The following is a 14,714-nucleotide window of genomic DNA, read 5'->3' on the forward strand; positions in this document are numbered from 1 at the left end:
TGGCCCAATGTTTCTTCCAGCCAAGGTGCCAACCGTGAGTGTGAACAACCCTCTTCTGCAGCCCTACGACCTGCCGCCGTTTTCGGCGATCCGCGCCGAGCACGTACAGCCGGCCATCGAACAGATCCTGGCTGACAACCGCGCCGCCATCGCTGAAATCCTCAAGAACCAGGGCGCGCAACCGACCTGGGCCGGCCTGGTTCTGGCCATGGACGAACTCAACGACCGCCTGGGCGCGGCCTGGAGTCCGGTCAGCCACCTCAATGCCGTGTGCAACAGCGCCGAATTGCGCGAGGCCTACGAGTCCTGCCTGCCGGCCCTGAGCGCCTATTCCACCGAGCTGGGGCAGAACCGCGAGCTGTTCCAGGCCTTCGAAGCCCTGGCGAGCAGCCCGCAAGCCGCCGGTTTCGACGTGGCGCAGAAAACTATCCTGGAACACTCCCTGCGTGACTTCCGCCTGTCGGGTATCGACCTGCCGCCAGAGCAGCAGAAGCGCTACGCCGAAGTGCAGAGCAAGCTTTCCGAGCTGGGCAGCCGCTTCTCCAACCAGCTGCTCGACGCCACCCAGGCCTGGACCAAGCACGTCACCGACGAAGCGGCCCTGGCCGGCTTGACCGCGTCGGCCAAGGCGCAGATGGCTGCCGCAGCCCAGGCCAAGGACCTGCAAGGCTGGCTGATCACCCTGGAATTCCCCAGCTACTACGCGGTGATGACCTACGCCGAAGACCGCGCGCTGCGTGAAGAAGTCTACGCCGCCTACTGCACCCGCGCCTCGGACCAGGGCCCGAACGCCGGCCAGAATGACAACGGCCCGGTCATGCAGGAAATCCTCGACCTGCGCCAGGAACTGGCCCTGCTGCTGGGCTACGCCAACTTCGCCGAGCTGAGCCTGGCCACCAAGATGGCCGAGTCCAGCGACCAGGTGCTGAGTTTCCTGCGGGACCTGGCCAAGCGCAGCAAGCCGTTCGCCGCCCAGGACCTGCAACAGCTCAAGGCCTACGCCGCCGAGCAAGGCTGCGCGGACCTGCAAAGCTGGGACAGCGGTTTCTACGGCGAGAAGCTGCGCGAGCAGCGCTACAGCGTGGCCCAGGAAACCCTGCGCGCCTACTTCCCGATCGACAAGGTGCTCGGCGGCCTGTTCGCCATCGTCCAGCGCCTGTACGGCATCGAGATCGCCGAACTGAAAGGCTTCGACAGCTGGCACCCGGACGTGCGCCTGTTCGAGATCAAGGAAAACGGCCAGCACGTGGGCCGCTTCTTCTTCGACCTGTATGCCCGCGCCAACAAGCGTGGCGGTGCCTGGATGGACGGCGCCCGCGACCGTCGCCGCACCATTGATGGTGTACTGCAAAGCCCGGTGGCCAACCTGGTGTGCAACTTCACCCCGGCCGACAGCGGCAAGCCTGCCCTGCTGACCCACGATGAAGTCACCACCCTGTTCCACGAATTTGGTCACGGCCTGCACCACCTGCTGACCCGCGTCGAACATGCCGGCGTTTCCGGCATCAACGGCGTGGCCTGGGACGCGGTGGAGCTGCCGAGCCAGTTCATGGAGAACTGGTGCTGGGAGCCGGAAGGCCTGGCGCTGATCTCCGGTCACTATGAAACCGGCGAGCCGCTGCCCCAGGACCTGCTGGAAAAAATGCTCGCGGCGAAGAACTTCCAGTCCGGCCTGATGATGGTGCGCCAGCTGGAATTCTCGCTGTTCGACTTCGAACTGCATGCCACCCATGGCGACGGCCGTAGCGTGCTGCAGGTGCTCGAAGGCGTGCGCGACGAGGTCTCGGTGATGCGTCCGCCGGCCTACAACCGTTTCCCCAACAGCTTCGCGCACATCTTCGCCGGCGGTTACGCGGCGGGTTACTACAGCTACAAGTGGGCCGAAGTGCTGTCGGCCGATGCCTTCTCGAAGTTCGAGGAAGAAGGCGTGCTGAATGCCGAGACCGGTCGCGCGTTCCGCGAGGCGATCCTGGCCCGTGGCGGTTCCCAGGAGCCGATGGTGCTGTTCGTCGACTTCCGCGGACGCGCACCGTCGATTGACGCACTCTTGCGCCACAGCGGCCTCACCGAGGACGCAGCGGCATGAGCGAGGGGCCAGTGAAGACGAAAAAACGCTTTATCGCCGGGGCGGTCTGCCCGGCGTGCAGCGAGCAGGACAAGTTGATGATGTGGAGCGAAGACGACGTTCCCCATCGCGAGTGCGTGGCCTGCGGTTATTCCGACACCCTGAATGAACAGGGGCTGTCGGTGCCCAAGGAACTGGGCACGCGGGTCAACACCACGGCCCTCAAGGCGCCGGACGCCAAGGTCCAGTCGGTGCAGTTTTTTCCCAACCCCAAGTTGAAGAAAAAGACCGACGAGCCCAAGTAACTGCAAATCCCCTGTAGGAGCGCAGCTGAACTGGCCTAATAATTCCGGACACCTCTTAAGGGCGATATGATTTCGCCAACTTGGAGGTTCCATGAACGAAAGAAAGGTCTATACCCGCGAGTTCAAGCTACAGGCTGCCAGCATGGTGCTTGATGATAACTGCCCGGTTGCAGACGTTTGTGCATCGCTGGACATTGGGCCCACCGCGTTACGTCGCTGGGTCGATCAGGTTCGCAAGGAACGCGAGGGGCAGCCAGTCAAAGGCACCAAGGCAATTACCGAAGATCAGCGCCAGATCCAGGAGCTAAAAGCCAAGATCAAGCGCATGGAGATGGAGGCTGAGATCTTAAAAAAGGCTACCGCTCTCTTGATGTCGGATCCCGATCGTTTTCGATGATCGCAGAACTAAGAGAGTCATTTCCGACTGCCGTGGTGTGTCATGTTTTCGGTGTGAAGCGCAGCAGCTTTTATGAGTGGATTCAGCGGCGAGCCAAGCCGCGGATCAGACGCGAAGAGCTCAAGCTGAAAGTGGTTGAGCTGCACAGTGAAAGCCGCGAAGCCATGGGTTCCAGAATGATCAGCAAAAGCCTGAAATCCCAAAACATTGCAGCTGGAAGGGGTCTTGTCAGAGCGCTGATGAGGGAGGCCAACATTGTCAGTAAACAACGCCAACCTCATCCATTCAGATCCAAAGGAGTGGAAGCATTTGTCGCACCCAATCGGCTCAAGCGCAATTTCAACGCGACTGCAGTCGATCAGGTTTGGTGTGGTGATGTGACCAGCCTGATGGTGGGCAAACGCTGGTTTCATCTGGCCATCGTGATCGATTTGTATGCTCGCCGGGTCATTGGCTGGGCGTTTTCCCTGGTCAATGACGCCCACTTGGTTAGCAAAGCGCTATGCATGGCAACAGAGGTACGGACATGTCCTCCTGGGCTGATATTTCACTCAGATCAGGGATGTCAGTACACCAGCCGCAAGTTTCAAGAAGAGCTGATGCACCACGGCATTTTGCAAAGCATGAGTCATCGCGGGCAGTGCTGGGACAATGCGCCGACAGAGCGTTTTTTCGGCACGCTGAAGTCAGAGTGGGTACCCCGTGGCGGCTACAGTATGGTCGAGGAAGCAAAAACCGACATCGTGCGCTTCTTCATGTACTACAACCGCACCAGGCTCCATAGCTACAACAACTACTTGTCGCCAATAGCTATGGAGCAAAAAGCGGCATAAGCACCGTAAACGGTGTCCAGGATTACTTGACCAGTTCAAGCTTGCGCGCGATAGCGGTGTATCAGAGACACCGCGGTGCTTTGATCGCCAGCAAGCTTGGCTCCTACCGGGAGGCGGTCGAAGCTCAATTCTGCAGCCCCACGCAGCCGGTCAATTCGCCGGCTTGCTGGCGCTCACCGTCTCGAACCAGCTTTTCACCGAACAGGTGGCGAACACGCTGGTGCTGCAATCTCCATTGGCCAGGGCGGTGCGCAATTTGTCGACATCGGCCTGCATCATGTAGCGAATGCCGTCCTTGAAGTGGGAACTGTCGCCAAACCCGCCTCCGGTCATTTCATTCAGCGCCTCCTCCTTGCTCCAGCCCTGAATCACCACCCGATACATCGCCGACATCAGCCCGGTGCGGTCCGAGCCGTGCTTGCAGTGCATCAGCACCGGGCCCTCGCTTTCGGCGTTCTGGATCGCGCGCAAGGCCGCCAGCACATCGGCGTCATCCACGTGATTGGTCCGGTAAGGCAATTGCACCTGCTTGATTGCCGGGGCCTGCAGCCAGCTGGCGTCGGACTCCGGCAGAAAGTTGATCACCGTGCCCACCTTGAGCTTTTCCAGCAAAGGCACGGCGCCGCCGTCCGGCAAGGCGCTGCGGTAGAGCGTCGGTGACATCTGGTACAGGTTGTAGTGGGTTTCCACCGGCTGGGCCCACTGGGCCGGGCGGGTCGCGCCGGTTTCGGCGGCCTGGGCCTGGGGCCAGGCAAGCAGCGTCAGCAGGGACAGGCAGAGGGCGGGAAGGCTACGAAAGTTGTGCATGCGCAAGGCCGTGACCGGAAATGGGAATGGATGGAGCCTAGCTTCCATCCGGGCCGGTCAACGCCCTGTGAGGCGCTCGTCAAAGAAACGTGAAGCCGCTGCGATAGAGGTTTTTTCTCGGCAATCGCGACTTTTTTCCCGCGCAAACGATTTATTCGAATGCTTAGCCTGCTACCATTTGTAACCAAAGTTTGCTGAACTGTGTTTCCCCGGCGCTCCCAATCGCCGCCAGAACGACAAGCCACGCCATGACGCGGCTGCCCAACCCGTGAATGCCTAGTGTGAGGTGCACCCCCCATGTCTGATCACGATCAAGACAACCCGCGGCGTGAGTTTCTGCGCAAATCCCTGACCTTGATCCCGGTGGTCACGGTCGCCAGTACCGGTCTTGGCAGCTCGATGCTGATGGCCGCCCCCGAAACGCCCAAGCCAGTGGAGCCGGCCCGAACCCCGGTCAGCACCGAGGCTTACCAGCCGACCTATTTCACCGCCGAAGAGTGGGCCTTTGTCCAGGCCGCGGTAGAGCGCCTGATCCCGGCCGACGAACAAGGCCCGGGCGCCCTGGAAGCCGGTGTGCCGGAATACATCGACCGGCAGATGAACACCCCCTACGCCGCGGGTGCCCTGTGGTACATGCAAGGCCCGTTCAACGCCGACGCCGCGCCGGAGATGGGCTGGCAGAGCAAGCTGGTACCCAAGGAGATCTATCGCCTGGGCATTGCCGCGACGGATGCATGGTCGAAAGCCTTCAACGGTAAAACATTTGCCGCGCAAGACAGCGCTACCCGAGACGATTTGCTCAAGCAACTCGAAGCGGGGAAACCCCCATTCGACAGCGTTCCGCCGAAGATTTTCTTCAGCCTTTTGCTGCAAAACACCAAGGAAGGGTTCTTCTGCGACCCGATCCACGGCGGCAATAAAGGCATGGTCGGCTGGACCTTGATTGGCTTCCCCGGCGCGCGCGCCGATTTCATGGACTGGGTGGAACGCAACGAGCAATACCCTTTCCCGGCAGTGTCGATTCGCGGCGAGAGGGCTTGAGCATGGCAACGGTAATGAAGAAGGTCGACGCGGTGATCGTCGGGTTTGGCTGGACCGGCGCGATCATGGCCAAGGAGCTGACCGAGGCCGGGCTCAACGTGCTGGCGCTGGAGCGCGGGCCGATGCAGGACACCTACCCGGACGGCAACTACCCGCAGGTGATCGACGAACTCACCTACAGCGTGCGCAAGAAGCTCTTCCAGGACATCTCCCGGGAGACGGTGACCATTCGCCACAGCGTCAACGACGTGGCCCTGCCGAACCGCCAGCTGGGCGCGTTCCTGCCGGGCAACGGCGTCGGCGGTGCCGGCCTGCACTGGTCCGGCGTGCATTTTCGCGCCGACCCGATCGAGCTGCGTATGCGCAGCCACTATGAAGAACGCTACGGCAAGAACTTCATCCCCAAGGACATGACCATCCAGGACTTCGGCGTCACCTACGAAGAGCTGGAGCCGTTCTTCGACTACGCGGAAAAAGTCTTCGGCACCTCGGGCCAGGCCTGGACCGTGAAAGGCCAGCTGGTCGGTGAAGGCAAGGGCGGCAACCCTTACGCGCCGGACCGTTCGGAGCATTTCCCGCTGGAGTCGCAGAAGAACACCTACTCCGCCCAGCTGTTCCAGAAGGCCGCCGGCGAAGTCGGCTACAAGCCGTACAACCTGCCGTCGGCCAACACTTCCGGGCCGTACACCAACCCCTATGGCGCGCAAATGGGGCCGTGCAACTTCTGCGGGTTCTGCAGCGGCTACGTCTGCTACATGTACTCCAAGGCTTCGCCGAACGTGAACATTCTGCCGGCCCTCAAGCCGCTGCCGAATTTCGAGCTGCGCCCCAACTCCCACGTGCTCAAGGTCAACCTCGACAGCACCAAGACCCGCGCGACCGGCGTCACTTACGTCGACGGCCAGGGCCGGGAGATCGAGCAGCCGGCGGACCTGGTGATCCTCGGTGCCTTCCAGTTCCATAACGTGCGCCTGATGCTGCTGTCCGGCATCGGCAAGCCCTACGACCCGATCACTGGCGAAGGCGTGGTGGGCAAGAACTTCGCCTACCAGAACATGGCCACCATCAAGGCCTACTTCGACAAGGACGTGCACACCAACAACTTCATCGGCGCCGGCGGCAATGGCGTGGCGGTGGACGACTTCAACGCCGACAACTTCGACCACGGCCCCCACGGCTTCGTCGGCGGTTCGCCGTTCTGGGTCAACCAGGCCGGCAGCCGGCCGATCGCCGGCACCTCCAACCCGCCGGGCACTCCGGCCTGGGGCAGCGCCTGGAAGAAGGCCACCGCCGACTACTACACCCACCAGGTGTCGATGGACGCCCACGGTGCCCACCAGTCCTATCGTGGCAACTACCTCGATCTCGACCCGGTGTACCGCGATGCCTACGGCCTGCCGCTGCTGCGCATGACCTTCGACTGGCAGGAAAACGACATCAAGATGAACCGCTTCATGGTCGAGAAGATGGGCAAGATCGCCGAGGCGATGAACCCCAAGGCCATCGCGGTGCTGGGCAAGAAGGTCGGCGAGCACTTCAACACCGCGTCCTACCAGACCACCCACCTCAACGGTGGCGCGATCATGGGCACCGATCCGAAAACCAGTGCCTTGAACCGTTACCTGCAGAGCTGGGACGTGCACAACGTGTTCGTCCCGGGCGCTTCGGCCTTCCCCCAGGGCCTGGGCTACAACCCGACCGGCCTGGTGGCCGCGTTGACCTACTGGTCGGCCCGTGCGATCCGCGAGCAGTACCTGAAGAACCCCGGCCCGCTGGTCCAGGCATAAGGAGCGATGACCATGAAAACCCTCGTTATCGCGACCCTGGCGCTGCTCGGCAGCGCTTCCCTCTGCGCCGCCGAAACCGATCGGCAAGCCTTGATCAAACAGGGCGAATACCTGGCCCGTGCCGGTGACTGCGTGGCCTGCCATACCGCCAAGGACGGCAAGCCGTTCGCCGGCGGCCTGCCGATGGAAACCCCGATCGGCACGATCTATTCCACCAACATCACCCCGGATAAGACCGGCATCGGCGAGTACAGCTTCGACGACTTCGACAAGGCCGTGCGCCATGGCGTGGCCAAGAGCGGCAGCAGCCTGTACCCGGCCATGCCCTACCCGTCCTATGCGCGGGTCAGCGACGCCGACATGCAGGCGCTGTATGCCTACTTCATGCAAGGCGTGGCGCCGGTGGTCCAGGAGAACCGCGACAGTGACATCCCCTGGCCGCTGAGTATGCGCTGGCCGCTGGCCGGCTGGCGCTGGATGTTCGCGCCGAGCGTAGCGAGCGCGCAAGGCAGCGGCCAGGCGCAGGCTGCGCAAGACCCGGTGGTCAGCCGCGGTGCTTACCTGGTGGAAGGCCTCGGCCATTGTGGCGCCTGTCACACACCGCGCGCCCTGACCATGCAGGAGAAAGCCCTGAGCGCCAGCGAAGGCAGCCACTTCCTGGCCGGCAGTGCGCCGCTGGAAGGCTGGATCGCCAAGAGCCTGCGCGGTGACCACAAGGACGGCCTCGGCAGCTGGAGCGAAGAGCAGTTGGTGCAGTTCCTCAAGACCGGTCGCAGCGACCGCGGCGCGGTGTTCGGCGGCATGAGCGATGTGGTGGTGCACAGCATGCAGTACATGTCCGCGGACGACCTGACGGCCATCGCCCGTTACCTCAAGTCGCTGCCGGCGGTGGACGCCAAAGACCAGCCGCACCAGTACGACAAGGCGGTGGCCGAGGCGTTGTGGAAAGGTGACGACAGCAAGCCGGGGGCGGCGGTGTACATCGACAACTGCGCGGCGTGCCACCGTACCGACGGCCATGGCTATACCCGGGTGTTCCCGGCGCTGGCGGGCAACCCGGTGCTGCAAAGCGCCGATGCCACGTCCTTGATCCACATCGTGCTCAAGGGCGGTACCTTGCCGGCGACCCATACCGCGCCATCGACCTTCACCATGCCGGCCTTCGCCTGGCGCCTGTCGGACCAGGAGGTGGCCGATGTGGTCAACTTCATCCGCACCAGTTGGGGCAACCAGGGTTCCGAGGTGAAGGCCGCGGATGTGGCGGGACTGCGCAAGGGCGACCTGCAAAGCACCTCGAACGATGACCTGGGGCAGGTGACCGCGCACAGCGGTGGCTGATCGACCGCTATGCAATCAGCGCCAACGGCGTGCTCCGCCCGACGGCGCTTTGCAACAGCTCAAACCTCCATTACTGTATATAGATACAGTAATGGAGTGCCTCCCCATGTCCAGCCCCCTGCCCCCACGCGGCCGTGGCACCGCGACCAACCCGCACAACCGTTTTGCGCCCCAGTGCTCGGTGGCCTTCGACGACGGCTGGTACCAGGAAGCCCCGCTGACCCAGGGCACCGAGGTGCGCCTTGAGACGGCGAAATCCATCATCACCCGCAACAGCTCGCCGGACCTGCCTTTCGACCGCTCCATCAACCCCTATCGCGGTTGCGAGCACGGCTGCATCTACTGTTATGCGCGGCCCAGCCACGCCTATTGGGACCTGTCGCCGGGGCTGGACTTCGAGACCAAGCTGATCGCCAAGACCAATGCCGCGGCGATGCTCGAACAGCAGCTGTCCAAGCCCGGTTATAAATGCGCGCCGATCAACCTGGGTTCCAACACCGACCCCTACCAGCCTATCGAGCGCGAACACCAACTGACCCGGCGTACCCTGGAGGTGCTGCTGCGCTACCGGCACCCGGTGACCATCGTCACCAAGGGCTCGTTGATCCTGCGCGACCTCGACCTGTTGGTCGAACTGGCCGAGCAGCGGCTGGTGGCGGTGATGATCAGCCTGACCACCCTGGACGACGAGCTCAAGCGCATCCTCGAACCCCGGGCGGCGGCGCCCAAGGCGCGGTTGCGGGCGATCCGGGTGATGCGCGAGGCGGGAATTCCCGTGGGCGTGCTGTGTTCGCCGATGATTCCGATGATCAACGACAGCGAGCTGGAAAGCCTGCTCGCCGAGGCCCATGCCGCGGGCGCGCAAAGCGCCGCCTACATGATGCTGCGTCTGCCTCTGGAAGTGGCGCCGCTGTTCGAGGAATGGCTCAACGCCCACTATCCGCAGCGGGCGGCCCATGTCCTGAGCCTGATCCGCCAGTGTCGCGGCGGCGAGCTGTACGACAGCCGTTTTGGTGCACGGATGCGCGGCGAAGGCCCCTTCGCGGCCCTGCTGGCGCAGCGTTTCGCCAAGGCCAGCAAACGCCTGGGGCTCGATCGGCGCGAAGGCTACAACCTCGATTGCACGGCGTTCTGTCCGCCGGGTGGGCAGATGTCGTTGCTCTAGGACGTATTGGCCTATGGTGGAGTAGAGCCGGTGCACCGTCGTCTATACGCTGGTCATCTTTTGCATCGCCAATAGTGGCGTTTTAGAGCGGCCGGTTCAGTTTGAGTTAAGTTTGGAAGGCTACCTTGTTCACCAAGTGACCGATGGGTCGCTGTCAGCGGGCTGGTTGTTTTTTAATCAATCGCTGGCGTCGTGCCGGATAAAACTGGAAAATTCACCTAATCCGTCAAAAGAGGATGAATCATGAGTGACAAGGATAAACAGCCGTTGGCTGCGTCGGCTTCAGCGTCCCCGGAGGTCGCCGAAAGCGCCGATGCAGCGCTGCAGATAATCGTTGACGGCTTTTTGCATTTTCATCACGAGGTCTTCCCACAGCAGGAAGAACTGTTCAAGAAACTCGCCACGGCCCAGCGGCCGCGGGCGATGTTCATTGCCTGCGCGGATTCGCGCATCGTCCCCGAACTGATTACCCAGAGCGCCCCGGGCGACCTGTTCGTGACCCGCAACGTCGGTAATGTGGTACCGCCTTACGGGCAGATGAACGGCGGTGTGTCCACGGCCATCGAATACGCGGTCATGGCCCTGGGTGTGCACCACATCATCGTTTGCGGCCATTCCGACTGCGGTGCCATGCGCGCGGTGCTCAACCCGCAGAGCCTGGAAAAGATGCCGACGGTCAAAGCCTGGCTGCGCCACGCCGAAGTGGCCAAGACCATGGTCCAGGAGAACTGCGACTGTGCCGACGAGAACGCCAGCATGCATGTGCTGACCGAAGAGAACGTCATCGCCCAGTTGCAGCATTTGCGCACCCACCCTTCGGTGGCTTCGCGCATGGCCAACGGCCAGTTGTTCATCCATGGCTGGGTGTACAACATCGAAACCAGCGAAATCAAAGCCTACGACGCGGATCAAGGGTGTTTCCTGCCGTTGGACGGACGCCATCCGATCCCGGTTGCGACGCCTAAAGCGCGCTTCTAAATCCTCCTAAATCCCAGTGGGGTTCAGCCATGACTGCCGTCTGCGCGGTCAGGCTTTGCCACGCCTGAAGAAAGCTTCGGGAGAATCATCATGCGTGCAGCACAATTGAAAGCTGTTTTGCCACGGGAGCTGCTCGCTTCCGTGGTGGTGTTTCTGGTGGCCCTGCCCTTGTGCATGGGTATCGCCATCGCTTCCGGCATGCCGCCGGCCAAGGGGTTGATCACCGGGATCATCGGTGGCCTGGTGGTGGGCTGGCTGGCCGGCTCGCCCTTGCAGGTCAGCGGTCCGGCCGCGGGGCTTGCGGTCCTGGTGTTCGAGCTGGTGCGCCAGCACGGTATCGCCATGCTCGGGCCGATCCTGCTGCTGGCGGGTTTCCTGCAACTGGTGGCCGGGCGCCTGCGCCTGGGTTGCTGGTTTCGGGTCACGGCGCCAGCGGTGGTCTACGGCATGCTTGCCGGGATCGGGGTGTTGATCGTGCTCTCCCAGGTGCACGTGATGCTCGACGCCCAGCCCCAGGCGTCCGGCCTGGATAACCTCGCGGGCTTCCCCGAGGCGATGGCCCAGGCCTTGCCCCGCCTGGGCGGTGGCTTTGGCTGGCAGGCCGGGCTGCTCGGCCTGTCGACCATGGCGGTGATGTTCCTGTGGGAAAAACTGCGCCCGCATTCGCTGCGCTTCATCCCCGGCGCCCTGCTGGGCGTCGGCCTGGCGACCTTTGCCAGCCTGGCCCTGGCGCTGCAGGTCAAGCGGGTCGAGGTGCCGGCAAACCTTGCCGAGGCGATCGACTGGCTGCGTCCGGCCGACCTGCTCAACCTGGCGGACCCGACACTGCTGATCGCGGCCTTTGCCGTGGCCTTTATCGCCAGCGCCGAAACCCTGCTGTCCGCCGCCGCGGTGGATCGCATGCACAGCGGTACGCGCTCGGATTTCGACCGTGAACTGTCGGCGCAAGGGATCGGCAACATGCTCTGCGGGTTGCTCGGCGCCCTGCCGATGACCGGGGTGATCGTGCGCAGCTCGGCCAACGTCCAGGCGGGCGCAACCACGCGGTTGTCGGCGATCTTCCACGGCTTGTGGCTGCTGGCGTTCGTGCTGTTGCTGTCCAGCGTGCTGCAAAGCATTCCGGTGGCCAGCCTGGCGGGTGTGCTGGTGTACACCGGATTCAAGCTGGTGGACCTCAAGTCGTTCCGCAAGCTGGGTCGTTATGGGCCGATGCCGATGCTGATCTACGGCGTGACCGCGCTGGCGATTGTCTTCAGCGACCTGCTGATCGGTGTGCTGATCGGTTTCGGCCTGACCCTGGTGAAGCTGGCCTGGGGCGCTTCGCGGCTGAAGATCAGCCTGGTGGACCTGCCCGCCGAAGGCGAAATGGAACTGCGCCTGGTGGGCGCCGCGACCTTCCTCAAGGTGCCGGCCCTGACCCAGGCGCTGGGCAGCATCCCGCCGGGCACCACGGTGCATGTGCCGCTCAATAACCTGGGCTATATCGACCATGCCTGCCTGGAGCTGCTCGAGGAGTGGGGACGGGCCAATGCGGCCAAGGGCTCGAAGCTGGTGATCGAGTCGCGCGGGTTGAAGCGCCGGCTGGAGGGGCGCTTGCACACCAACGTGGGCGTGAGCCCGGCCTCGAAGCTGGAGGCCAAAGGCCTGAGCCGGGCGTAAGTCTGTAGCCGCTGCCGAAGGCTGCGATAAGGTCCGAAGGACCTTCAGCGTCGGTGATATCGCTGCGACCTTGCCGGTCGATCGCAGCCTGCGGCAGCGGCTACAGGGCCGCCACCTGCAATCCTCAGGCAGCCGGCTGGTCGAGTTCCAGCTCCACGCCCAGTTGGCGCGACAGGCACGGCCAGCGTTTCCAGGCGGCGTCGGTGTCGGGGCTGTTGAGCTTTTCCCGGTAGGCCTCGACCGACTCCAGGGCGAAGCTCTCTTCGTCGAGCATCGCGTCGACCGCATGGTGCACCGCTTCGTCCAACTGGTTGGCGAAGGTTTCGCCGATCAACTGGTGGGCGATCAGGTTGGCCACCGTGGTGTCCAGGGGAATCAGCGGCTGGCCGAAATGGGTGATGTACAGGTCGTTGACCTCTTCCACCAGGCGATGGGCCAGATAGGCTTCGTCCAGCAGACTGTCCAGGCCTTCATGGCCGGCCATGATGGCGGGCGGCTGGAGGAAGAACTGCTCGGCGATCTTCAGCACCGGCTTGATCTGCGACTCGATACCGGCTTCGCGCGCGACTTCGTTGGCGGCGTCCAGCAGGTCGGGAACCTGATCGATATAAGCGGCGACAAAACGGGTCATCACCCCCTGGGCGTCCACTTCAGGGAGCTGGATGGCGGGGTGCAGGTGTGGCAATTGGGTTTCCAGCTGGCGGCGCAATTGCCCGGTGCCGGACTCATGTTGATGGGCTCGTTGGATCTGCTCGCGCAATGCGGCGGTGTTCATGAATACTCCAGGAAACAAGGGCAATTAATTAGGGAAGACATAAGTTAGCCTGCTCACGAAATCGCTTAAGACGTATTTTTCATAATTATTTCATGGTTAGTCGTCTGGGTTATATCGCTTCGCCATCATTCACCCCCTATCCCTTTCCAACCGTGGCCTATAAGGCAGCGGCAAACTGTTTCAGTGGATTTACGGCACCGCGTTGCGAGGTCGAAGTCGCTGTCTATACTCGGGTCTGAATGAAGTTAGCTGATGACGCCCGACTGCATGCGCAGCGAAGGCTCGGCGGTTTAAGTTCGTAGTCTAGGCAGCCGCTCCCTTGGCCGCAGGTGCAAGCCGGCGGGATAACAAGAACGATAAGGGGAACCCGCAATGATGCGACATCCACAAGTCTGGATGGGCCTCCTGTTGTGGTCGGTATTCAGCCAGGCGCATGGCGCCTGGACCGTGAATATGGCGCCTGGAGCGACTGATATAAGTCACGCGGTATTCGACCTGCACATGACCATCTTCTGGATCTGTGTGGTGATCGGCGTCATTGTCTTTGGCGCCATGTTCTGGTCGATGATCCTGCACCGCCGCTCCACCGGCCAGGTGGCCGCCAAGTTTCACGAAAGCACGACGGTGGAAATCCTCTGGACCGTGGTGCCGCTGCTGATCCTGGTGGCCATGGCCGTTCCCGCCACCGCGACCCTGATCAAGATGTACGACGCCAGCGAACCGGATGTGGACATCCAGATCACCGGCTATCAGTGGAAGTGGCACTACAAATACCTGGGCCAGGACGTCGAGTTCTTCAGCAACCTGACCACTCCCGCCGAACAGATTCATAACCAGAGCGCCAAGGGCGAGCATTATCTGCTGGAAGTCGATCAGCCGCTGGTGCTGCCGATCGGCGCCAAAGTGCGCTTTCTGGTGACCTCCGCCGACGTCATCCATTCCTGGTGGGTCCCGGCCTTCGCGGTCAAGCGCGATGCGATCCCCGGTTTCGTCAACGAAGCCTGGACCCGGGTCGACAAGCCCGGCCTGTATCGCGGCCAGTGCGCCGAACTGTGCGGCAAGGACCATGGCTTCATGCCGATCGTGGTCGACGTGAAGACCCAGGCCGACTACGACACCTGGCTGGGCGAACGCAAGGCCGAAGCCCTCAAGCTCAAGGAACTGACCAGCAAGGAATGGACCCTCGAAGAGCTGGTGGCCCGTGGCGACAAGGTCTACCACACCACCTGCGTGGCCTGTCACCAGGCCGAAGGCCAGGGCCTGCCGCCGATGTTCCCGGCGCTCAAGGGCTCGAAGATCGCCACCGGGCCGGTGGCGGATCACTTGAACATCGTCTTCCACGGCAAGCCCGGCACCGCCATGGCGGCGTTCGGCAAGCAGTTGTCGGAAGTCGATCTGGCAGCGGTGATCACCTACGAACGTAACGCCTGGGGCAACAACAAAGGCGACATGGTGACGCCCAAGGATGTCCTGGCTCTGAATCAGGCGCAAAGCAAATGACCCGGTCCATTGCGTGTTCCCGCAGCCGCTCGGGGCGTGTCGCCCTCGATCGTCCAGCCCAACC

Annotated in this window: 13 protein-coding genes; 11 read left to right on the forward strand and 2 right to left on the reverse strand. The window is 62.7% G+C overall.

Going from position 1 to position 14,714, the window contains the following annotated elements; all coding sequences use genetic code 11:
* The first annotated feature begins 7 nt into the window (after nucleotides 1-7).
* From prlC to PMI20_RS03600, 4 genes are all read left to right on the forward strand, one after another.
* Nucleotides 8-2,086 carry an oligopeptidase A gene (gene prlC / locus PMI20_RS03585; RefSeq protein WP_177323792.1) on the forward strand — a complete coding sequence of 693 codons (2,079 nt, stop codon included), beginning with the start codon at nucleotides 8-10 and terminating at the stop codon, nucleotides 2,084-2,086.
* Nucleotides 2,083-2,370: a YheV family putative zinc ribbon protein gene (locus tag PMI20_RS03590; protein ID WP_007926162.1), complete on the forward strand. Its 288-nt coding sequence runs from the start codon at nucleotides 2,083-2,085 to the stop codon at nucleotides 2,368-2,370. Before prlC ends, PMI20_RS03590 begins: the two co-directional genes overlap by 4 nt.
* A 91-nt stretch (nucleotides 2,371-2,461) precedes the next feature.
* Entirely contained in the window at nucleotides 2,462-2,767 is a 306-nt protein-coding gene (locus PMI20_RS03595) for an IS3 family transposase (RefSeq protein ID WP_007927361.1), read from the forward strand.
* Nucleotides 2,764-3,600: an IS3 family transposase gene (locus tag PMI20_RS03600; RefSeq protein WP_007927360.1), complete on the forward strand. Its 837-nt coding sequence runs from the start codon at nucleotides 2,764-2,766 to the stop codon at nucleotides 3,598-3,600. Before PMI20_RS03595 ends, PMI20_RS03600 begins: the two co-directional genes overlap by 4 nt.
* A gap of 150 nt (nucleotides 3,601-3,750) precedes the next feature.
* Here PMI20_RS03600 and PMI20_RS03605 read toward each other — a convergent pair whose 3' ends face one another.
* Nucleotides 3,751-4,407 carry a phosphatase domain-containing protein gene (locus PMI20_RS03605; RefSeq protein ID WP_007924331.1) on the reverse strand — a complete coding sequence of 219 codons (657 nt, stop codon included), beginning with the start codon at nucleotides 4,405-4,407 and terminating at the stop codon, nucleotides 3,751-3,753.
* 297 nt (nucleotides 4,408-4,704) lie between these two features.
* Here PMI20_RS03605 and PMI20_RS03610 point away from each other — a divergent pair, with 297 nt between their 5' ends.
* The 6 genes from PMI20_RS03610 to PMI20_RS03635 all read left to right on the forward strand — a co-directional run bounded on the left by PMI20_RS03610 (nucleotide 4,705) and on the right by PMI20_RS03635 (nucleotide 12,375).
* Complete coding sequence (locus PMI20_RS03610) at nucleotides 4,705-5,448, forward strand: gluconate 2-dehydrogenase subunit 3 family protein (protein ID WP_007924330.1); 744 nt, start codon at nucleotides 4,705-4,707, stop codon at nucleotides 5,446-5,448.
* 2 nt (nucleotides 5,449-5,450) lie between these two features.
* Nucleotides 5,451-7,235: a GMC family oxidoreductase gene (locus PMI20_RS03615; RefSeq protein ID WP_007924329.1), complete on the forward strand. Its 1,785-nt coding sequence runs from the start codon at nucleotides 5,451-5,453 to the stop codon at nucleotides 7,233-7,235.
* Nucleotides 7,236-7,247: 12 nt separating this feature from the next.
* A complete protein-coding gene (locus PMI20_RS03620) occupies nucleotides 7,248-8,573 on the forward strand; it encodes a cytochrome c (RefSeq protein ID WP_007924328.1) in 1,326 nt (441 codons plus the stop codon).
* A 106-nt stretch (nucleotides 8,574-8,679) separates the two neighbouring features.
* Nucleotides 8,680-9,738: a PA0069 family radical SAM protein gene (locus tag PMI20_RS03625; RefSeq protein WP_007924327.1), complete on the forward strand. Its 1,059-nt coding sequence runs from the start codon at nucleotides 8,680-8,682 to the stop codon at nucleotides 9,736-9,738.
* Between the two features lie 243 nt (nucleotides 9,739-9,981).
* Nucleotides 9,982-10,716, forward strand: a complete 735-nt coding sequence (locus PMI20_RS03630) for a carbonic anhydrase (protein ID WP_007924326.1) — start codon at nucleotides 9,982-9,984, stop codon at nucleotides 10,714-10,716.
* Between the two features lie 90 nt (nucleotides 10,717-10,806).
* The gene (locus tag PMI20_RS03635) at nucleotides 10,807-12,375 is read left to right on the forward strand and encodes a SulP family inorganic anion transporter (protein ID WP_007924325.1); all 1,569 of its coding nucleotides are present in this window, start codon (nucleotides 10,807-10,809) and stop codon (nucleotides 12,373-12,375) included.
* 124 nt (nucleotides 12,376-12,499) lie between these two features.
* Here PMI20_RS03635 and PMI20_RS03640 read toward each other — a convergent pair whose 3' ends face one another.
* The gene (locus PMI20_RS03640; protein WP_007924324.1) at nucleotides 12,500-13,150 is read right to left on the reverse strand and encodes a hypothetical protein; all 651 of its coding nucleotides are present in this window, start codon (nucleotides 13,148-13,150) and stop codon (nucleotides 12,500-12,502) included.
* 372 nt (nucleotides 13,151-13,522) lie between these two features.
* On the opposite strand from PMI20_RS03640, the gene coxB reads away from it, so the two are divergent.
* Entirely contained in the window at nucleotides 13,523-14,650 is a 1,128-nt protein-coding gene (coxB, locus tag PMI20_RS03645) for a cytochrome c oxidase subunit II (protein WP_007924323.1), read from the forward strand.
* Nucleotides 14,651-14,714 lie beyond the last annotated feature (64 nt).

Source organism: Pseudomonas sp. GM17 (assembly GCF_000282175.2).
GTDB lineage: Bacteria > Pseudomonadota > Gammaproteobacteria > Pseudomonadales > Pseudomonadaceae > Aquipseudomonas > Aquipseudomonas chlororaphis.